Origin of the sequence: Escherichia sp. KS167_9B, from assembly GCF_030295215.1 — a bacterium.
Taxonomy (GTDB): domain Bacteria; phylum Pseudomonadota; class Gammaproteobacteria; order Enterobacterales; family Enterobacteriaceae; genus Escherichia; species Escherichia coli_F.
Genome location: NZ_AP025754.1, coordinates 4,485,783 through 4,503,719 on the forward strand (window position 1 = coordinate 4,485,783; position 17,937 = coordinate 4,503,719).

The window sequence follows — 17,937 nt, forward strand, 5'->3', positions numbered from 1 at the left end:
ATTCAGGTTATATCTCTCCTCATAAAAAAGGCCAGCGATTGAGCTGGCTCTGTTAATCGAGGCATTGCATCCTGATGTACTCCTGCAGGTAGTTAACCTGCGCGGTTATCTTGTCGATTCCACTTCGGAGACGGTAATAATTGAGTTCAGCATCTGCTGTAAGTCCTGAGCTTTCTCCATCGCCCATGCCGCTGGCTCCGGTCGTTGACTTTGCACAGGTGGCGGCGACTTGCAGGCGCTTACGACCAGCAGAAACATCAGCACGGAGACTTTCGATAGTCGCGTTAGCATCAGCAAGCTCCTTTGTGTATCTGGCGTCGAGTTCTGCTACATCACGTTGACGCTTCTGCATGTCAGCGATGATGTACCTGGCTTTATCGCGCTGCTCTTTGTAGGCGATGGCATTATCACGGTAATGATTAACAGCCCATGACAGGCAGACGATGATGCAGATAACCAGAGCGGAGATAATCGCGGTTACTCTGCTCATACCTCAATCTCTCTGACTGTTCCGCCAGCTTCTTTGAATTTTGCAATCAGGCTGTCAGCCTTATGCTCGAACTGGCCATAACCAGCCCCCGGCAACGAAGCCCAGATATTGCTGCAACGGTCGATTGCCTGACGGATATCACCGCGATCAATCATCGGTAAAGCGCCACGCTCTTTAATCTGCTGCAATGCCACAGCGTCCTGACTTTTCGGAGAGAAATCTTTCAGGCCAAGTTGCTTACGATAGGCATCCCACCAACGGGAAAGAAGCTGGTAACGTCCGGCTGCTGTTGATTTGAGTTTTGGGTTTAGCGTGACAAGTTTGCGAGGGTGATCGGAGTAATCAGTGAATAGCTCTCCGCCAACAATGACGTCATAACCATGATTTCTGGTTTTCTGACGTCCGTTATCAGTTCCCTCTGACCACGCCAGCATATCGAGGAACGCCTTACGTTGATTATTGATTTCCACCATCTTCTACTCCGGCTTTTTTAGCAGCGAAGCGTTTGATAAGCGAACCAATCGAGTCAGTACCGATGTAGCCGATGAACACGCTCGTTATATAAGCGAGATTGCTACTTAGTCCTGCGAAGTCGAGAAGGTCACGAATGAACCAGGCGATAATGGCGCACATCGTTGCGTCGATTACTGTTTTTGTAAACGCACCGCCATTATATCTGCCGCGAAGGTACGCCATTGCAAACGCAAGGATTGCCCCGATGCCTTGTTCCTTTGCCGCTAGAATGGCGGCTAACAGGTCATGTTTTTCTGGCATCTTCATGTCTTACCCCCAGTAAGGGGATTTGCTCTATTTAATTAGGAATAAGGTCGATTACTGATAGATCAAATCCAGGCTACTGTGTTTAGTAATCAGATTTGTTCGTGACCGATATGCACGGGCAAAACGGCAGGAGGTTGTTAGCGCAACCTCATGCCACCCGCTTTCACGAAGGTCATGTGTAGAAGGCCGCAGCGTAACTATCACTGATGAATTCAGGATAGCCAGTGGCTACGGCTCAGTTATGGTGCTGGTTAACGGACTTGAACCGCTACCCATTCGCTTACAAGGCGACCGCTCTACCATTGGAGCTAAACCAGCATGTTTGGCGGGACAGCGTGGACTCGAACCACGATAAGAAGGTTAACAGCCTTCCGTAATGACCTTTATACGACTGACCCAAATAAAAAAAGCCACCGTTGCAACTTAAGAGTCACTAACGGCAGCTTACCCTCTAATTATGGCTAAATGGCTAATTGCATGTCAAGGTTTTTAACAGCAACATGCTTAACTTTCTCAACACGTTTACGCATTTTGAAAGCATTTTGCATTGGTTGGTACAAAACAAATAATGACGCTTTCAGGATGTCGTCAATTTCGTTTCTACAGGTTGCCAGTGAAGGTTTTCTCCATCCCTCGCCACCACGTCCACACATCTTGCGTGGCTTTGCAGTCGCGTGATAGTAGGATGCAATTGCTCGCTTAGATGAACCATGAGCGTAGTAGCTGAGGAGGATGCCAAAGGCTTTTTTGTCAATGTACATGACGGAATCGACGACCTGAGAAATCAACATTCCATCATCATCATTGCACATTGGCCTTGTCATAACTCTTCCCGGCTCTACGCTCTCCATGAACTTCGCTATTACGCTGCTCATGCGCTTTTCCAGGCGGCCTGAATAAACCCATGCGCCCCACAGTTCAAGCCAGCCATTCAGCCAATCGTGCTGTTCTTTGGTGAGGTTTAGTTCTCTTATGCTCATCGTCTTCCCCTCTTGCCCTGTTTGACCATCAGGACGCCGTTAACTATTACGTGACGCTCGCCTTTTCTGTCTCGGTTGTACTTGAGCACTGTTCCTCTTGCGCAGGAAAGCATCCTCGCCACTTCGGTCTGATTGCCTCGTGTCTGGATAAGAAGCTCTGGTATCGTTTGAATTGTGGCGTTCATACGTTCTCCAGTTCGGTGATTTTTATTCCAAGCCTTCCGCCTGGCACTTTCACGCCGCGAATTACGCGAATGTCATCGAATTGCTCGTCGTCTTCCGCAAATCCGGCGTGGATAAGAGAGTCGAGTAAACCTTTCAGGATGTTATCGAGGTCGCGACGGCGGGAATCTGGTGGTTCAGCAATAATTGTGATGCGAAGTCGTGATTTAGTGAAAATGTCTAATCTGAGTTGCCGGATGATTTGCTGTACGTCTTTTCGGTATTTCTGGCCTTTATCGCTGATGTAGTACTGGCTTCCCCGTCTTCGCCAGTAGGTATTCACCGTCGGCGGCCAGGGAAGCACAAACTCATATTCATTCATGACTTAATCTTCCCCTCCTTCAGCAATATCGCCTGCGTCCTGATCACGCCTTCCAGGTGGTAAAGTCTGGCGTCGTTGTTGTCGAGAATGCGAGTACGGCGATCGATTTCATTATGGCAGTCACTACAGGCCCATGCAGCCAACAGGTCATCTGGCTTCATTCCCGTTCCGCAAATTCCAGCTATTCGGTAATGCGCCAAAACTGTAGTTTCAGGATTGCCATTGCATACGCCGTAAATCCGTACCTGACATTCTCTGCCACGCGCTTCTTTGCGTAGGTTTGCCATCATCTTATTCCTCGTACATTGAACTATCCGGAGTGACTATTAAATCTTGCACGACGTCTGAGCCACCGGACATCCCACAGGTGAGACGTATAATTGAAGGTTTTTACATCAGATTCGTTGGGGATTGGCCTGGGTTTATTTCGGGAGCGTTTCGTTGGAAGGTAATTGCAGTTTTCACAGACTATATCGGTAATGCTTCGTCGCTGTCGTCTCATTCATACCTCCTGTCGGTAAATCTGACACCCTGCTCCACAGCCCAGGAAGTTGTGTACTCAATCAGGCTTGCCATACGCTTCACGCTCATCTGCGCACTGCTTTCGCGGATATTGACGTATTCACCTTCAAGACCTGGCAAAACATCAGCTTCCTGTTTTGTCGCCACGGCATGACCGCTGATTAACAAAACTTTCCACTGTTCTGGTTTTAGCCATCTGCCGCACCACTGAACCTGTCGGGAGATATCAGCGACCATCGCGTGAAATTTGGCATTTTGATCGAGATTCCGCTTGTAATCGGTGATGCGGATCGTAACGGGTTTGTCTTTATCGAGAGTTGTTGCAAGGATGGCGTTAATGGCGAATTGTTGCTGCTGCTTACTTCGGAGGAAGATAGTCTGGTTCATTATTCCCTCTCACTGGATTTTCCCAACAAAAAAGGAGCCGAAGCTCCTTTAGTTTCAGAATTCAAATTGTCTTGCCCGCAGGCTTTTCAGCATTGGTCTGGCCCGCTGGATAACGAAACTTGACTGGTCAAGCCGTGCCGCCTCCCGCAGTAGCGCGTCTCTGTTCTTCGTCACCATGTAGATGGTTTCAAACGCAATGTCATACAGCTTGTTCGTGTATGAGGAGTTCAGCTCTTTCATAATGGGATACAGGTGTTTGCTGATGTTCTGGGCTTTTTCCATCCAGAGCTGCATGTAGCAAAGGAGGATGATTTCTTCGGCTGTGAATTGTGGCTGAATCTGCGGCTGCTGTTCGGTTGGTGCTGTTTTTCCCTGGCTGAAATAGCAGTCTTCCAGTTTTTCGAATACCTCCCACGCCCGATCGGTTTCGAGCATTTTTGCGTGACGGGCTGCGCCGCGTTCTGTCCAGAGGATGAGGGAGCGGGCATTTTTACCAACTAACCCGATTGTTTCGGGTCTGTTCTTAAACTCGCGTAATTCGTTTTTTTCAATTTTAAAGTAATGCTTTCCGGGCATGAATCGCGTCGTGTTGTTCAGAAAGTTATCAGAAATGTTTTTGATTTTTGTTCCGTAAAGGTGAGCCAACAGTTCAGTAGTAATTACGGGGATCTGGTTATAGGTAACAGGGGAAAGGTTTTCGACAGAAATTTGAACAGCCATAATGACCTCGCGTTTCGATAATTTTTACCTCGCCACCGTCAGGTGCTAATCATCGTGGTGGCGAACTGTGCGGGGTTAGCACTACCGGTCGAAACATCCGGCGAGCCTTTCGGCTCCCCCACACAGCCCGCCATAAATCGCGAATGTGACTGTGCTTAGCGCATAAAAAAACCGCCAGCGCGGTTATGCACCGTTTCGATATCCGGGGTGCTAATCCCGACGCCAGGTTTTGCTGGCGCGTGAGGAATATAGCCCCGAACACGCGACGTTGTCAAACTGATGGCATTGCAGATCCCTACGCAATGTAACACTATGTGTTATACATTAATAACGGAACAAAAAATGCGCATTTTTAAAAACGCCTGGTTTGAGCGATTTACACGCAAAACAAAATATCCGACCAGTCACTGCGCGAAATGGTTAAACAGGCTGATAACGGGCTTATCTCAGCAAACCTGGGTAACGGCGTTCTCAAGCAACGTCTGCCACGAGTCGGTGGCGGCAAATCTGGCGGTTATCGCACAATCATTTTCTATCGCGTCGGCACAAGGGCCTTTTTCGTATATGCATACGCAAAAAATGAACGTGAAAATATAACCGCTACTGCGGAAAGTGCATTTCGGAAGGCGGCTCCTCACGTACTCAATCTAACAGATGAACAACTGGCACAACTGATTCTACAGGGTCAGTTTACGGAGGTACCCAATGAGTAAAAATTACCGCAGTGATGCGCTTGCATCCGTACATGAAATGATGGAATCGCTTCATGATATCGGCGCAGTAACGAAACAGACTATGCGAGAATTCGATGAAACTTGTCTCCAGCCAGCGCCGGTAATGTCTCCGGAAAGGATCCGTGCACTGCGCGAACGAGAGCATCTGTCTCAACCTGTTTTTGCCAGATACCTCAACGTCAGTAAAAACCTGATATCAGACTGGGAACGTGGTGTAAAACGGCCGGGAGGTGCCGCTCTTCGCCTTCTTTCAGTCGTAGAGAAAAACGGAATCCAGGTAATATCATGATACTCCAATACAACAAAACCCGCCGAAGCGGGTTTTCATTAGAAGCACCTTTAGTTTTGCTGTTCTATTTTAAGCTTGATAGTTTCATACAAAACAATAGTTGCGCCTGTTTTACATAATTCCCGGCTGTCATACGCACGAGACCAATAACACAACCAGTTCTCGAGATCTTCTCGAGTATAGGTTTTGCAGGCCAGTCCCTCTGCCATTTCCACGATTTCATCGCCTGGTGCTGTTAACTCATAGCCATTCAACAACAAGAAGACATAACCAGCCATCATAGCTGTTCGTTTGTTTGCATTAGCAAATGGATGATTCTGAATCAGACTTTCAATCAATACTGATGCCAGTACAAACATGTCATTAGTCTGTTCATACCATCGAACCATGCTGGGACGAGACTGAGAAGAACTTAAATTATCAACACTCAGCACACTAACAGGTTCATCTGGTGTTTGAAGCTCAATTAAAAGGCGATTAATTTCGGTAAGATCATCAAACGAAAGGTAGTGCACTCCTTCAACAATCTCAGCCATAGAGCACAATACCCATCATTACACTTTTGAAAGTTCTTCCATTGCCTTCTCGTAACGAGAAAAACCGAAATCGAAAGCATTTTTCACCTGCTCACGATGAGTGCAATTTTCATCGATAGCCGGGCGCGGAGCTGCCACAACGCTTTTATCGCGAGGGGGAATAGTCAATCGCGGGTGTTTTTTTAGTGCGTAGCTCATTGGGTGTACCCTTACTTCTCCGTCCTGTTCTTTAACAAAAATCAAGTCAATACAAAATTAGTCAGGCTAATGTTGTTAGCATAGCCTAATACCAATCGTATTCACAACCACAGTACGTGAAAAAACCCGCCGAAGCGGGTTAAGTGCGGGTGCGTTGAGGATGCCTGACACATCAGAGGTGGCGAGGGATTTCTCCCTCGCCTGGTCTCTTACTCCTCAGGTTTGTAAGCTGTGAAGACAGTGACCTCCGTCTGACCGGTTCGGATTCGTACCTCGCAGAGGTCTTTCCTCGTTACCAGTGCCGTCACTACGACGGTAATACAGATGACGATCAGGGCGACTAACATCGCCTTTTGCTGCTTCATAGCCTGCTTCTCCTTGCCTTTCGGCGCGTAAGAGGCTAACCTACATGTGTCTAGCATGAAATTGGCCTCAGATTAATGTTAGGCGTCTTGCAGGACGCGTAATGTTAACTGGGGCTTTTCTCTGTCTGCCTTACGGTGGCATGCCCGAGGCAGACAGCCTCAAGCACCCGCAGCAATTCTGCTTAACTCTCGCTTTACCGCAAACCGTTTTTACCCGATATGGGAATTCCCATATCGTAATGAATTCAGTTCCCTAGTCGATCCATCAAAAACACAACCAGGCAGTAAACGCCCACAACAGCAATAACAGCCAGCGCACCTTCCATTGCCAGTGATATATCATCCGACATATTCCCTCCTTTGGTGTTAATCCCGGCGAACGTTTTTACCCCCACCGACAAATAACATATACTAAAAAAGCGATAGCCATAGCAACGCCTGTAATTGCAAATGCTTCAGGCCAGTTCATTGGCGCACCTCCTGCGGCGGTTCTGGTAGCGGCATCCAGTCGGTTACATTGCGGCTCTGTGTTTCGAAAAATTCATCACCATCACGGACTACATCAAAAAACTCACCGTCTCGATATTGCGCATAAAGAACGAATGCGCCATCACATAAAATAATTACGTGCTGACCGTCATCCGGCATTCGCTCACTACAGCTTATCCAACCATCCAGAGTTACCGGATGGTTGGTTGACGTTTCCGAGATTTCCCGAAAATTATTGGTTGACGAACCCTTCTTTTCCCGAAAGTTTCCAGCCTGAAGCATGGCAGCGCTGTCTGGCGGGGCAGCATATAGCGGCACGTATATTTCCGGTTCCTTATCAGCACCGGGTTGCTCTTCCAGTGAGAATGTCTTTCCGGTAAATCGATTCATATAAAGCACGGGCTCTGCTTCCAGCGAAGCCTGAGCAACAAGGGCCAGTGCTAAATCCAACTCAATTGCCTCGAGAGAATTTTTGAATGCTGTCTGTTTTACTGCAAATTTCATCGCCTTTACATTTTCACTAACATGACTGATTAACTGCTCTTTTGTAAAAGTGGTCATCTCATTCTCCTTTGATGCGAATGCCAGCGACAATTGAAGACTGATAGCTAATTTACTCACAGTACCGCCTCCTGAAAATTCTCCTGATAGAAAGCCAGCACGCGCTGCATAACTTCACTATTCCGGCACTCGCGACAGATTATGTTCAGGCGTCTATCGTAGCGGCGAATTTCTCCGTCTGGTAACTTTCGAATCAATGTCTGGTCAGTTGTTTTCTCCGGTGTCTTACGCCATACGCGATACACCTGTTCTGATGCAAAAACACCGTATTTACCGGACATGTATAAATCGCCACAAGCCAGTACATCCACAAGGCAACGTCTGACTGAATGCCAGCCTGCTCCCGTCGCTCTCTCCAGTTGCGATATCGTCATGCGTTCATTTTTGCGTACCAATCCGATAATTCGTGCCTTCAGTTCTTCCCGCTGTTCGTGTGTAAAAGGTTTCGCCATAAGCGCCTCCGGCAATCACTTTTCCGACACAATACGACCGGATGAATCGACAATCTGTCGAACAATATCCCGGTGCTTGTTCAGCTCCCGCAGCGCGGCGCAGACTCGCTCCCACTTCTGGACCTGTTTTTTGGCGCGACGAAGTTCTCGACTGGCAGCATGCAGCGATGGAAGCATCACCGAACTGGCAGATTTTTCGGTGAATGATGGAACTTCTCGGATAAACTCATCTGTACTGGCCTTTGCCGTGCTCTCTGATGCCAACGGAAAACGATTCATTTCATCGCCTGCCGCGCTGTTTTCTGCGTCATGGTGTGATTGCTTATTCTGCGATGATAAAGCGCTCAAATCGCCGTTTTCGACATCAGGCATTTTGTAACGGAATTTTCCGTTGCTGATCTCGCGTACCAGGCGTCTCGTTGCTGTTACCACCGCCAACGTGGAAGCAACCTTACGAGTGCTGACACCGAACTTCCCCGCCAGTTCCTCACACGTTTTAGCCCCATCCTGATCGATAAACTCAATCATCATGTCTGCGGTAACTTTTGGAGCGACCTCTTCGGTTACCACATCCGGCGCTTCAGGTTGTAGTGCCTGCCCTTCGGTTACCCCGGCTTCACCTTCGACAGCCAGAAACCAGGTGTGACCCGTTTTATCAACAACGCCATTTTTTTTGAGCTCCCACAGTTCGTTGAGAACTTCTTCACGGCTGATATCAAGCCGCGCCGCCAGTTCAACAGAATTGGCTTTTCCCATCGCTTTCAGTGCATGCAGTACGGTTTCCATCGAAAATTTACCTCGTCAAAAATTCTCACATACCCTGACGCCCAACGTTTGATCGCCAGCTCTCCCAGTTAAAATTCACCCAACGACCACCGTTCATGGTCATACGGTCCATCACCCGCTCGCCGAGGAGTGTGCTCATCGCTGCGTGATTCAGGTTCGTCAGCATCCCGACACTGCGCAGTGATGCCGTTCTGCGGTCGACGATCTGGTTCAGTATGACCTGCTCGTTGCGCGTATCCCGCTGCATGCCAATTTCATCAAGGACCAGAAGGTCAACTCCACAAAGCTCCTGTAAAAATTTCTCACCAGACTTGCCGTTGTCATAGCCGTCATGCAACACACTCATGACATCGGACACGGTGACGATAATCACGCTTCTCCCCTTCGCCATCAGCCGGTTGCCAATCGCTGCTGCAAGGTGATTTTTCCCGGTGCCGGGTTTACCGCTGAACACGAAGTTTGTACACCCGGTCATCAATTCATCGGCGATGGATTTCGCCTGGCTCAGAGCGTGGCGCTGACCGTCGTTCTGCACCCGGTAGTTCCCGAATGAGCACTTCCTGTGAAGCGGCTGGATGCCCGAACGATTCAGGATTTTTTCAACCCGCGTCTGGTGATTCTGGCGGTTAACTTCCTCGCTGCGCTTCCGGCCCTCAGCCAGTTGCCATTCCCGCCACTCGTCGGTCGTCCGGAACGGTGCTGCCACGTGCGGTGGTGCCAGACGGCGCACCCGTTCAAGAATCCCTCCTGTCGAAATGTTTTTCATGGCTGATTACCCCCTGAACCCCGGCGGAATTTCGGTGTCCGGTTCAGAAATGTGATTCACGCAACGCAGGCTGACTGCGCCAGCCTTCGGCAGCGACCACGGATTTTCGAAATTCCTGTTCGGGCCAAAAAACGTCGATGCCTGCTGAACAAATTCAGTTCCCGCTTTCCCGGTAGCCTCCAGGTATCTTGCGTAACGCCTCACGCCATCCAGCACGACATCCGGTGACACCCCTTCGCGTAATCTGGCCCTCCAGGCATTGAACGCGGATTTCTTCGGGTTTGACCCTGCCCGATGCGGATATTCACGCCAGACCCGTTCGAACACGTCAGGATAATCAACTCGTCCCGCAGACGGTCCCGGCATCGCCCGGGTTAACCTAATCGGCTTCCCGCTCATCGCGGAATCGGCTTCAGGCTGCTGCGGTTGGCGTTGTTGCTCCGGTTCGACGATCAGCACCTGCTGCACACAACGCCCGGAATCTGCTTCCGGTGTCGTGCCAGCTGGTCCTGGACGTTCAGTCAGAACAGGACAAAAATCCCCCTGCGGGTCCGTGGCGATTTTTTCGCCATGGACCAGAAGGGTTTTATCCCTTTCCTGTTCTTGTTCCTGTTCCTGTTCTTGGCTTGAAAGAGGCTCTGAAGGGGCTTCAATTTTCCGACATGATTCACGTCTGACATCCAGGTGGAAATCATCCTTATATCTATCATAAAAGGATGATAAAAAAGGATTTTCCAGCAACGCGGAATATTCATTTCTTACCCCAGCACAACGGTTATCGCCAGGTTTCAGCGATTCACCAACCTGCCATGCTGCCATTTCATGCACCCATACAACCTCAGAATCATGGTCATAGCTGCAAAAACCAGCCTCGCAAGCCATTTGAAGCCCCTTAGAAGCCCCTTCAGGATCAAGTCCGGTTTCGTGAGCAATGTACAAAACAGGCAGGTAATAAAGGCCCAGCATATTGGAATGAGGCGAGGTCATCATATACAACGCCACTACCATACATTCCGGACCAGACTTCCTTAGTTTTCTCCCTGTTTCGCCTAACCAGAACTGAGGTGAAATTGTTGCGTAATTACGCATACTCCCCTCGCATACAAGATTTACTCCATACCGCAGACGGTCCCGGTATCTCCCGGGTTAACCCAATCGGCTTCAGGCTGCTGCGGTTGGTGTGACTGCACATTGGTGTGACTGCACATCTTCACAGACGGTCCCGGTATCTCCGGGTTAACCCAATCGGCTTCAGGCTGCTGCGGTTGGTGTTGTTGCTGGCGAAATTCTTCCAGATGTGGCAGAATTATTCCCGTGTATTGCTCCATGCCCTGCCTGAATATCAGATATTCATCAGGATTTGCTCAGAACGTCCGGCCCCAACCGGACGTTTTTTATTTGCATGAACGTTAATGGCATGCTGGAAAGCCCGGCTGATCGGACTGATATCAGATGCCATCTGAAACGCGCATAAAATAGCCGCGATGTATCGCCAGTCGGTACGACTGACCTTCGATTCATGACAGCCAATCATCTTCGCCAGTCCCCTTTGCGTCAGAGCTGACAGGTTGATAAGTAAATCCGTTTCAGCGCGATCGATATCGCGCTGTGACAGTTTGCTGTAACTTGTTTGTTCCATTTCTTAAGATTTCCAATAGTGAATAGCTAGTTGAAAGGTATGCGTGGAAACGCATATGGCCTTAGTTGGTCAGATATCTTGGGGCTCGCTTTGTCAGCGACGTAGGACGAATGTCCATTGTGAAAATAGCGGTGTTACTTATGCAGCCAGAAGGTTCTTTTTGCTTATTTCAAGCATTTCGCTTGCTTGATATTTGCCACCAGAAATCTCTTCGATTTTTGATGCGTATTTCGTTTTCCCAAAAAACTCAGTCTTAGGGAGGAAGCCGTTTTTGAGCCACTTATAGACAGCCCTTTCGCTAACTCCACAAGCCTTCGCAACTTCAGGGATGCCGACACCTTTAATCGGCTCATCAAGATTTTGCATAGGGATATCCTTTTTCGTACTTTCAGTACGCATTATGATTGAACTGAAAGTTTTTGCAAGTGCTTTAGTATCGTACTCATGGTTCAGAATGAAAAAGTGCGCAAAGAATTCGCCCAGCGGCTAGCGCAAGCCTGTAAAGAAGCTGGTCTTGATGAACATGGTAGGGGAATGGCTATAGCCCGTGCCCTTTCTCTTTCGTCCAAAGGCGTTAGCAAATGGTTTAATGCTGAGTCTTTACCGCGTCAGGAAAAAATGAATGCGCTTGCGAAATTTCTAAACGTTGATGTTGTTTGGCTTCAGCACGGCACTTCGTTAAATGGAGCGAATGATGAAGATACTCTTTCATTTGTTGGCAAATTAAAAAAAGGGTTAGTGCGCGTGGTTGGTGAGGCAATTCTTGGTGTTGATGGTGCCATCGAGATGACCGAAGAGCGCGATGGGTGGCTCAAAATTTATAGCGATGATCCAGATGCCTTTGGCCTTCGTGTGAAAGGAGACAGCATGTGGCCCAGAATAAAATCAGGAGAATATGTACTCATTGAGCCTAACACCAAAGTATTCCCGGGTGATGAGGTGTTTGTCAGAACCGTTGAAGGACACAACATGATTAAGGTTCTTGGCTATGACAGAGATGGAGAATACCAATTTACAAGCATTAACCAGGATCACAGGCCTATAACGTTGCCTTATCATCAAGTAGCAAAGGTGGAGTATGTAGCTGGTATTCTGAAGCAATCTCGCCATCTGGATGACATCGAGGCAAGGGAGTGGCTGAAAAGTTCGTGACTTCATCGTCACATAGCTGGTAACCAGTGGCCAGAAGAAACGTTTGGGTGAGGAGGATAGATGGCGTTCACTGACCTTGAATATCAAGCGGTCAAAAAAGAAGTTCACCAATTCATTGAAAGCATAAGGCCGCCTGAACATATCCGCAATGAACTGGATATTGTTTATAGCATCAATGACCAAACGATAGATATCGGCGAACAGCGCCCCGTGTGGCAGGGCAACCCAGGTGAAACAAACATCCTGCCATCAGCAAGAATCAAGTACATACGTTCTCTGGATAGATGGAAAATCTATTGGATGCGGAAGGATATGAAATGGCATCAGTACAGTACTGAACTTTCGCTGACTGATGCGCTTGAGCTTGTGCGTGCTGACCCGGATTGCTGCTTCTTCGGATGAGTGAAGAGACGTTTGGATGATGGATGGTCGCAGAGATGCGGCCTGATTCTAAAATAGGATATAAAAAATGAGAATACTAGGTGTTAGAGCGGCGCCCAAAGTTACATCTTTTGTTGTATATTGCACTAATGAGTCTGCACTCAAATGTGTTGATGTTATTAAAATACCTTCGACCTTAGACACACCAGAAAAATTAAAGTATGTGAGAAATAACATCCTCGACATTCTTAATTTATATAATGTTGAATTAGCTGCCATACGCGTTACTGAATCAAACTCTGATAATCTTAGCATTGACCGCCTTTATATAGAAGCTGTTATTCAAGAAGCATTTTCAAGCAGTGATGTAAGAAAATATTACACTATTAGAAAATCTGGCATGAAATCATCATTGAACCTAACAGAGATCGAGTATAAAGAAATATTGAAGTCACACCGCAATATAAATGGAATCGATAATTCTGGTTTTACAACTGAAACAAATGAAGCTGTTTTGGCTGCTCTATCTGCGGAGGTAAGGGGATGCTAACTCCATACAAAAGAGCTGATGTAGAATTCGAATGGATTAGTGATCTAGAAGAACAGGGTTGTTTTTCAAAAGTATATCTGGCTCATGACAGACACCTAGCTCATGACTTGGTGATTAAAGAAATAGAAAAAAAAGAAAACACTAACCACGACGACTACTTTAATGAAGCAAGGCTTCTCTATAAACATGCACATCCAAATATTGTGCAAGTTCAGTATGCTGCTCAATGTGAGAGCAATATCTATATAGCCATGCCATTTTATCATAATGGTTCGCTAAACCAATTAATGAAAAAAAAATAATCTTACAAGCAGGGAGATAATACGGTATTCCATTCAATTTTTAAGTGGACTTTATCATATACACTCAAAAGGTCTTATGCATTTTGATATAAAACCTAATAACATTATGATATCAAACAGAAATGAGGCCATGCTATCTGACTTTGGATTATCTCAGTTAGTCAATGAGGAATCGAGAGCTGCGCCTGAGTTTGGATATCATTTTCATGTGCCACCGGAATATTTTTCTTTATCAACAAATGATTATAATTTCACATATGACATATATCAGGCAGGATTAACCATATATAGAATGTGTGTTGGACATGATAATTTTGAAAGAGAAAGATCTGCATTTAGCACGATTGAACAACTCAGAGAGTCGATAATTAATGGCTGCTATCCATTAAAAGAGTATCCTCCCCATATACATAAAAAATTAATAACAATAGTGAACAAATGCATTCATGTAGATCCAAATGAAAGATATCAATCCGTACTAGATGTACTAAACGATCTCTCAGCTATAAGTGATGGCGTTCTTGACTGGCGTCTACAGATGACGAAACCAACTAACGGCACATGCGAATGGCAAAAAAAGTCTGGGGACGCTATACTGTCTATAGTTTTTGACGCAGAAAATTCGTCTACTACTGGTTTTCGTTTATACGATGATGGGCGGAAAAGGCGTGCTACGAACTTAACAATATCCTCAGGATGTACCCCTACAAAACTGTATAGGTTATTAAAGGATAACTGATCATGAAAAAGCGCGAGGAAGTAAGCAAGCTGCCTCGCAGACGTGATGCAGCATTAGCGGTTCCCTACAAAAAAGATGAGTTCATAAGCCCTTCTGATGACAAAAAATTTTCAAAGGCGAAAAGTTTTACATCTACATCTCTAAAAGATAAATACTTTAAAATCTAGCCCGGCCTCAGCGCCGGGTTTTCTTTGCCTCACGATCCCCCACCTAAAAAAACATAACTCATTGTATTTATTGATGTAACTCGCTAAACCATGCAGTTCTGATCCCTGCCGCATAACCTTCATCAGCCACATTTTCAAAAATAAATTTCCTTATATATCAGAATCATACTTCGTAGAGTTAATAAATCACCAAAATTCGTACCAATAGTTCTTGATAATGTCGAACTATTGGTTCATTATTATCGTCATCAGCAGGACGCATTACTCACCAGGGCGGTGAATATACAACGATTCGAATATGAATCTACGGCGCTGACAAAGCGCAATAACCAAAGTGAACTTTGGGGTGTGGTGAAGGGTTCATGGACGGGAATATGTCGCACGTAAAGCGGCGAGGCCTGCGGGACTATTGCCGAATTGAAGTAGGCCGAAACAGGTCGAAATGGGTCTCCCACCTACCACACCACCAAAGTTCATCAGGAGGTCTATATGACACGCAGAACTCAGTTCAAAGGCAATTCACGTTCTCGTCGTCGTGAGCGTTTAAAGGCAAAGGCATTAGCTAACGGCGTGCTGGCCCGCGAAGAAGCAATAAGTTCAGAAGTATTACACCGCCCTACTCTAAGCAGAGCGCAGATTCAGGCTAAAGGTACTCACGAAACGCCTGAGCGCATAGAAGACGCTAAGCCAATTAAGTTCATGGCACAGGACGTGATCTGGCAACAGAAAGAATACAGACGCAATCTGGAGCGAGCAGCCATTGTGTACGCGAATGAGTTTGGACATAAGCAACCAGAAACTGGTGTATGTCTTCCAAACGTAGCTCTTTACGCGGCAGGCTACCGGAAATCCAAACAACTAACAGCGAGGTGATTGATGACCACGCCTTCAGTTTTGCCGCAAAAATTATGGCGTCCGCTTGCAGAGATTAAAAACTTCGTTGAAAAAATGCCTGATGGCGTTCGCCTTGCGGAAGTTACTAAAAAAGTTAAGACATTTGCCGAACTGTCAGGAAAGGAGAGAAACCAGCTCATCGATTTTATCGATAAACGGGAAAGCATCATTGTATTTAAGGTCAGAAAAGAAGGTTCTGGTAACGGAGTAACCTTTTTCCGCCACAAAAAATATGGATATCCCAAACGGGAAGGAAACGTCACAATCATTAAGGACCTTCAATCAAAATTATGTACCAAATGCGGGCAGACAAAATCAGTCAATGATTTTTATTCAGATGCCAGCAAGCGTGACGGGAGAGCCATTTATTGCAAGAAGTGCGAATCTGCAATGAAACGCTCACGCAGAGAATGCAACAAATTAATTCTGCAACAACAGGAACCTGAAATGAATAACCTCAAAGCAGTATCACCTTCACCAGAAACACTCAGAAAACAGGCTGAAGAATTGCTGAAAGCCGCCGAAATTGCGGAGAAAAAACGCCAGGAAGATGATGTATTCAACAAAAAACTTGCGCCCTTAAAACTTGAAATTCTTCAGGCCGCCGGAAAAATGCAGCTTAAACTGGACGAATTCATCGACTGTATGGATGAAATGAATAAAGCAGTTCAGAAGCTTAAAGAGCTGACCGCCTGATATTAATAAATTGCAACTACCGGAGTTAACTATGAACGAAACAGAACTGAAGCATATTATCGCCATGCTTCTGGAAGATGCCAGACAGGTTTATCGACTTAGCCCAAATTCCGCAACGCAGGAACGCATCCGGATGGCGGAAACAGCACTAAAACAGGACAATGGAAACGGCATATCCAAATTTAGCGCCGCCAGTGAAAATGAAGTAATAGAAATAAACAGCAATATCAGCGACAGTTGCGTCGCTTACAGCCACCAAATAATTCGTGTAAGTGCAAGAATAATGGAAGTGATGGCAAGTGAGCTTGAAAAGAACAACATCAAGCCCACTGATTGTTGTTTAAGAACCGTAATGAACGTTATTTATTACTCGATGTTCCGAAGTCGCTAACAGCGTCGAGTTTTTCATCAAAAAATGATTCAAATGCATCGTAAAATACGGCAATAGCACCGCCCTTATCTACCGCGGCAGGAACTGCCTTTTGAGGTATATCTTTCTCCCTGAATTGTGTGTTGTAGGTATCGACAGCCAGCCGCATCAGAAACATCACTTTTTCTTCTTGTGTCATAAATTCACTCTCCTTACGGGGTTTGTAGTTGAGGAGTTCTCCACGGGTGAGGTGGAGATCGTGCGCCGGACACGGGTAAGTTCCGGCACTCTCAGTTTACTGAACAGACATTACCCTGAAAGCCAGGGTACAACACGAAAGTGCACGGCGAAGACTCTTTCCCATTGAAGGCTTGTCGTTAGATTTCTTCGACCGTGCGCTTCCGGTTGTGAATAACAACATTGCTGTGTGTAGCCCTTGGCGGACATCGGTTTGCCGATTGCTGATGTCCGCCCTTTTTAAAGTGAATTTTGTGATGCGGTGAATGCGGCTATGCGCACGCGGAACAGTTAAACCGACAGGATGTCACGGAAAGTCATCGTCCCCTGACCCGGCGTTAGTTGTTAACTGGTTAACGTCACCTGGAGGCACCTGGCACCGCATCAACAAAGTTCATTTGTGAAAATGGAGATAATTATGATTGCTCATCACTTCGGAACTGATGAAATACCACGTCAGTGCGTGACGCCTGGCGATTATGTTCTTCATGAAGGTCGGACATATATCGCTTCAGCAAACAATATTGAAAAGAGAAAACTCTATATTCGTAACTTCACAACAAAAACATGCATTACCGACTGCATGATTAAAGTTTTCATCGGGCGCGATGGCTTACCCGTAAAAGCAGCGTCGTTGTGACGAGTAATAAAATACACCTTCCATATCTGTAACAGACAAGCCGAAATAAAACCGCATTAATTATCAATCACGGAAAAATCAAAATGAAAGAACTTGCGCAAAATGAAATATTTTCCGAAACCAGTCCTGATGCAATAAATGAACTCAAAGAAATTGCAGAACGCATCAGTAAAATATGCAAAGAATACAAAATCGACTTTGTATTTTCTTTTTCAGTGCTTACAGAAGTTGGAAATAACGAATATAAGGACAGTCGTTTTGTTTTATGTGGGTTAAATGGCAAAACACCAAGCCCATATATTCATGCTGCACGTGAAGTTGTCAGAAGCAACATTGGAGTACAACAAATCCATACACTTGCACAGGCTCTTGAGTTTGCAAGAGAAAATTCTGAGTGCGACTGCCCTGAATGCCAGCACGAAAAGGGAAAAACAACTCACAAAACAGCAAACCAGGCAACCTTCCACTGAAATAAAAATCCGGCAGCGCAGGCTACCGGATTTCTCCCTGCGTCACCGTATTCGGAGAAATCAGACAAAGGGCCGCTAATTCTAATCCAGCCAGAGGTTTA

34 protein-coding genes, 2 tRNA genes and 1 pseudogene are annotated in these 17,937 nt (G+C 46.4%); 12 read left to right on the forward strand and 25 right to left on the reverse strand.

Features of this window, described 5'->3' with window-relative positions; all coding sequences use genetic code 11:
• Positions 1 to 52: 52 nt before the first annotated feature.
• From QUE34_RS22395 to QUE34_RS22450, 12 genes are all read right to left on the reverse strand, one after another.
• Complete coding sequence (locus tag QUE34_RS22395) at positions 53 to 490, reverse strand: lysis protein (RefSeq protein ID WP_286338886.1); 438 nt, start codon at positions 488 to 490, stop codon at positions 53 to 55.
• Positions 487 to 963, reverse strand: a complete 477-nt coding sequence (locus tag QUE34_RS22400) for a glycoside hydrolase family 24 protein (RefSeq protein WP_000229392.1) — start codon at positions 961 to 963, stop codon at positions 487 to 489. Before QUE34_RS22400 ends, QUE34_RS22395 begins: the two co-directional genes overlap by 4 nt.
• The gene (locus QUE34_RS22405) at positions 947 to 1,270 is read right to left on the reverse strand and encodes a phage holin, lambda family (protein ID WP_000783734.1); all 324 of its coding nucleotides are present in this window, start codon (positions 1,268 to 1,270) and stop codon (positions 947 to 949) included. The genes QUE34_RS22400 and QUE34_RS22405 overlap by 17 nt, the downstream gene beginning before the upstream one ends.
• A 242-nt stretch (positions 1,271 to 1,512) precedes the next feature.
• Positions 1,513 to 1,588: transfer RNA gene (locus QUE34_RS22410), tRNA-Thr, on the reverse strand.
• Between the two features lie 5 nt (positions 1,589 to 1,593).
• A tRNA-Asn gene (locus tag QUE34_RS22415) sits at positions 1,594 to 1,668 on the reverse strand.
• A 63-nt stretch (positions 1,669 to 1,731) separates the two neighbouring features.
• Positions 1,732 to 2,250, reverse strand: coding sequence for an antiterminator Q family protein (locus QUE34_RS22420; RefSeq protein WP_023155362.1), 519 nt, complete (start codon positions 2,248 to 2,250; stop codon positions 1,732 to 1,734).
• A complete protein-coding gene (locus tag QUE34_RS22425; RefSeq protein ID WP_000994511.1) occupies positions 2,247 to 2,435 on the reverse strand; it encodes a protein ninH in 189 nt (62 codons plus the stop codon). The genes QUE34_RS22420 and QUE34_RS22425 overlap by 4 nt, the downstream gene beginning before the upstream one ends.
• On the reverse strand, positions 2,432 to 2,794 hold the full coding sequence (locus QUE34_RS22430; RefSeq protein ID WP_097921315.1) for a RusA family crossover junction endodeoxyribonuclease: 363 nt from the start codon (positions 2,792 to 2,794) through the stop codon (positions 2,432 to 2,434). Before QUE34_RS22430 ends, QUE34_RS22425 begins: the two co-directional genes overlap by 4 nt.
• The gene (locus QUE34_RS22435) at positions 2,791 to 3,081 is read right to left on the reverse strand and encodes a DUF1364 domain-containing protein (RefSeq protein WP_000002238.1); all 291 of its coding nucleotides are present in this window, start codon (positions 3,079 to 3,081) and stop codon (positions 2,791 to 2,793) included. Before QUE34_RS22435 ends, QUE34_RS22430 begins: the two co-directional genes overlap by 4 nt.
• Before the next feature lie 23 nt (positions 3,082 to 3,104).
• On the reverse strand, positions 3,105 to 3,296 hold the full coding sequence (locus QUE34_RS22440; protein WP_001254268.1) for a NinE family protein: 192 nt from the start codon (positions 3,294 to 3,296) through the stop codon (positions 3,105 to 3,107).
• Positions 3,293 to 3,703 carry a recombination protein NinB gene (locus QUE34_RS22445; protein ID WP_001076834.1) on the reverse strand — a complete coding sequence of 137 codons (411 nt, stop codon included), beginning with the start codon at positions 3,701 to 3,703 and terminating at the stop codon, positions 3,293 to 3,295. The genes QUE34_RS22440 and QUE34_RS22445 overlap by 4 nt, the downstream gene beginning before the upstream one ends.
• Positions 3,704 to 3,757: 54 nt before the next feature.
• On the reverse strand, positions 3,758 to 4,423 hold the full coding sequence (locus tag QUE34_RS22450; protein WP_219380928.1) for a P22AR C-terminal domain-containing protein: 666 nt from the start codon (positions 4,421 to 4,423) through the stop codon (positions 3,758 to 3,760).
• 416 nt (positions 4,424 to 4,839) lie between these two features.
• Between QUE34_RS22450 and QUE34_RS22455 the strand changes: the two genes are divergently transcribed.
• Both QUE34_RS22455 and QUE34_RS22460 read left to right on the forward strand, forming a co-directional pair.
• Positions 4,840 to 5,136, forward strand: coding sequence for a type II toxin-antitoxin system RelE/ParE family toxin (locus QUE34_RS22455; protein WP_286338887.1), 297 nt, complete (start codon positions 4,840 to 4,842; stop codon positions 5,134 to 5,136).
• On the forward strand, positions 5,129 to 5,446 hold the full coding sequence (locus QUE34_RS22460; protein WP_000042397.1) for a helix-turn-helix domain-containing protein: 318 nt from the start codon (positions 5,129 to 5,131) through the stop codon (positions 5,444 to 5,446). Before QUE34_RS22455 ends, QUE34_RS22460 begins: the two co-directional genes overlap by 8 nt.
• Positions 5,447 to 5,496: 50 nt before the next feature.
• Here the strand turns inward: QUE34_RS22460 and QUE34_RS22465 are convergent, their stop codons facing one another.
• The 12 genes from QUE34_RS22465 to QUE34_RS22520 form a co-directional block, all read right to left on the reverse strand.
• A complete protein-coding gene (locus QUE34_RS22465; RefSeq protein WP_000818160.1) occupies positions 5,497 to 5,982 on the reverse strand; it encodes a type II toxin-antitoxin system death-on-curing family toxin in 486 nt (161 codons plus the stop codon).
• Positions 5,983 to 6,000: 18 nt separating this feature from the next.
• Complete coding sequence (locus tag QUE34_RS22470; protein WP_000119356.1) at positions 6,001 to 6,180, reverse strand: hypothetical protein; 180 nt, start codon at positions 6,178 to 6,180, stop codon at positions 6,001 to 6,003.
• Between the two features lie 209 nt (positions 6,181 to 6,389).
• Positions 6,390 to 6,545 (reverse strand): type I toxin-antitoxin system Hok/Gef family toxin, encoded by a 156-nt coding sequence (locus QUE34_RS22475; RefSeq protein ID WP_217821311.1) that lies wholly within the window; start codon positions 6,543 to 6,545, stop codon positions 6,390 to 6,392.
• Positions 6,546 to 6,790: 245 nt separating this feature from the next.
• Positions 6,791 to 6,895, reverse strand: a complete 105-nt coding sequence (locus QUE34_RS22480; RefSeq protein WP_001278450.1) for a hypothetical protein — start codon at positions 6,893 to 6,895, stop codon at positions 6,791 to 6,793.
• Between the two features lie 115 nt (positions 6,896 to 7,010).
• Complete coding sequence (locus QUE34_RS22485; RefSeq protein ID WP_000206792.1) at positions 7,011 to 7,595, reverse strand: DUF551 domain-containing protein; 585 nt, start codon at positions 7,593 to 7,595, stop codon at positions 7,011 to 7,013.
• A 56-nt stretch (positions 7,596 to 7,651) separates the two neighbouring features.
• Complete coding sequence (locus tag QUE34_RS22490; protein WP_286338888.1) at positions 7,652 to 8,047, reverse strand: DUF977 family protein; 396 nt, start codon at positions 8,045 to 8,047, stop codon at positions 7,652 to 7,654.
• Between the two features lie 15 nt (positions 8,048 to 8,062).
• Positions 8,063 to 8,833, reverse strand: a complete 771-nt coding sequence (locus QUE34_RS22495; protein WP_000450868.1) for a DUF1627 domain-containing protein — start codon at positions 8,831 to 8,833, stop codon at positions 8,063 to 8,065.
• Between the two features lie 25 nt (positions 8,834 to 8,858).
• Positions 8,859 to 9,599, reverse strand: coding sequence for an ATP-binding protein (locus tag QUE34_RS22500; protein WP_077168052.1), 741 nt, complete (start codon positions 9,597 to 9,599; stop codon positions 8,859 to 8,861).
• Positions 9,600 to 9,605: 6 nt separating this feature from the next.
• On the reverse strand, positions 9,606 to 10,688 hold the full coding sequence (locus QUE34_RS22505; protein ID WP_286338889.1) for a DNA-binding protein: 1,083 nt from the start codon (positions 10,686 to 10,688) through the stop codon (positions 9,606 to 9,608).
• Positions 10,689 to 10,708: 20 nt separating this feature from the next.
• Positions 10,709 to 10,927, reverse strand: coding sequence for a hypothetical protein (locus QUE34_RS22510; protein WP_000438870.1), 219 nt, complete (start codon positions 10,925 to 10,927; stop codon positions 10,709 to 10,711).
• 14 nt (positions 10,928 to 10,941) lie between these two features.
• Positions 10,942 to 11,238, reverse strand: coding sequence for a CII family transcriptional regulator (locus QUE34_RS22515; protein ID WP_000438525.1), 297 nt, complete (start codon positions 11,236 to 11,238; stop codon positions 10,942 to 10,944).
• A gap of 138 nt (positions 11,239 to 11,376) precedes the next feature.
• The gene (locus tag QUE34_RS22520; protein ID WP_001180318.1) at positions 11,377 to 11,604 is read right to left on the reverse strand and encodes a helix-turn-helix transcriptional regulator; all 228 of its coding nucleotides are present in this window, start codon (positions 11,602 to 11,604) and stop codon (positions 11,377 to 11,379) included.
• Positions 11,605 to 11,682: 78 nt separating this feature from the next.
• Between QUE34_RS22520 and QUE34_RS22525 the strand changes: the two genes are divergently transcribed.
• The 8 genes and pseudogenes from QUE34_RS22525 to QUE34_RS22560 all read left to right on the forward strand — a co-directional run bounded on the left by QUE34_RS22525 (position 11,683) and on the right by QUE34_RS22560 (position 16,510).
• On the forward strand, positions 11,683 to 12,390 hold the full coding sequence (locus QUE34_RS22525; RefSeq protein ID WP_000250473.1) for a LexA family transcriptional regulator: 708 nt from the start codon (positions 11,683 to 11,685) through the stop codon (positions 12,388 to 12,390).
• Positions 12,391 to 12,450: 60 nt separating this feature from the next.
• Positions 12,451 to 12,792 (forward strand): DUF3024 domain-containing protein, encoded by a 342-nt coding sequence (locus QUE34_RS22530; protein WP_000885926.1) that lies wholly within the window; start codon positions 12,451 to 12,453, stop codon positions 12,790 to 12,792.
• A gap of 67 nt (positions 12,793 to 12,859) precedes the next feature.
• The gene (locus QUE34_RS22535) at positions 12,860 to 13,321 is read left to right on the forward strand and encodes a RuvC family protein (RefSeq protein WP_001221211.1); all 462 of its coding nucleotides are present in this window, start codon (positions 12,860 to 12,862) and stop codon (positions 13,319 to 13,321) included.
• Positions 13,315 to 14,362, forward strand: a pseudogene (locus QUE34_RS22540) (serine/threonine-protein kinase). The gene QUE34_RS22535 and the pseudogene QUE34_RS22540 overlap by 7 nt, the downstream one beginning before the upstream one ends.
• A gap of 2 nt (positions 14,363 to 14,364) precedes the next feature.
• Positions 14,365 to 14,529, forward strand: coding sequence for a hypothetical protein (locus tag QUE34_RS22545; RefSeq protein WP_000745483.1), 165 nt, complete (start codon positions 14,365 to 14,367; stop codon positions 14,527 to 14,529).
• Positions 14,530 to 15,018: 489 nt separating this feature from the next.
• Positions 15,019 to 15,402: a transcriptional antitermination N peptide gene (locus tag QUE34_RS28675; RefSeq protein WP_000198445.1), complete on the forward strand. Its 384-nt coding sequence runs from the start codon at positions 15,019 to 15,021 to the stop codon at positions 15,400 to 15,402.
• Between the two features lie 3 nt (positions 15,403 to 15,405).
• Positions 15,406 to 16,119, forward strand: a complete 714-nt coding sequence (locus QUE34_RS22555) for a hypothetical protein (protein WP_151314344.1) — start codon at positions 15,406 to 15,408, stop codon at positions 16,117 to 16,119.
• A gap of 31 nt (positions 16,120 to 16,150) precedes the next feature.
• A complete protein-coding gene (locus QUE34_RS22560) occupies positions 16,151 to 16,510 on the forward strand; it encodes a hypothetical protein (RefSeq protein WP_215271210.1) in 360 nt (119 codons plus the stop codon).
• On the opposite strand, the gene QUE34_RS22565 is transcribed toward QUE34_RS22560, so the two are convergent.
• Complete coding sequence (locus QUE34_RS22565; protein WP_000189936.1) at positions 16,479 to 16,688, reverse strand: hypothetical protein; 210 nt, start codon at positions 16,686 to 16,688, stop codon at positions 16,479 to 16,481. The genes QUE34_RS22560 and QUE34_RS22565 overlap by 32 nt on opposite strands.
• A gap of 456 nt (positions 16,689 to 17,144) precedes the next feature.
• Here QUE34_RS22565 and kil point away from each other — a divergent pair, with 456 nt between their 5' ends.
• Positions 17,145 to 17,366, forward strand: a complete 222-nt coding sequence (gene kil / locus QUE34_RS22570) for a cell division protein FtsZ (protein WP_000560214.1) — start codon at positions 17,145 to 17,147, stop codon at positions 17,364 to 17,366.
• A gap of 83 nt (positions 17,367 to 17,449) precedes the next feature.
• Complete coding sequence (locus QUE34_RS22575) at positions 17,450 to 17,836, forward strand: hypothetical protein (protein WP_016238038.1); 387 nt, start codon at positions 17,450 to 17,452, stop codon at positions 17,834 to 17,836.
• Positions 17,837 to 17,937: the final 101 nt, after the last annotated feature.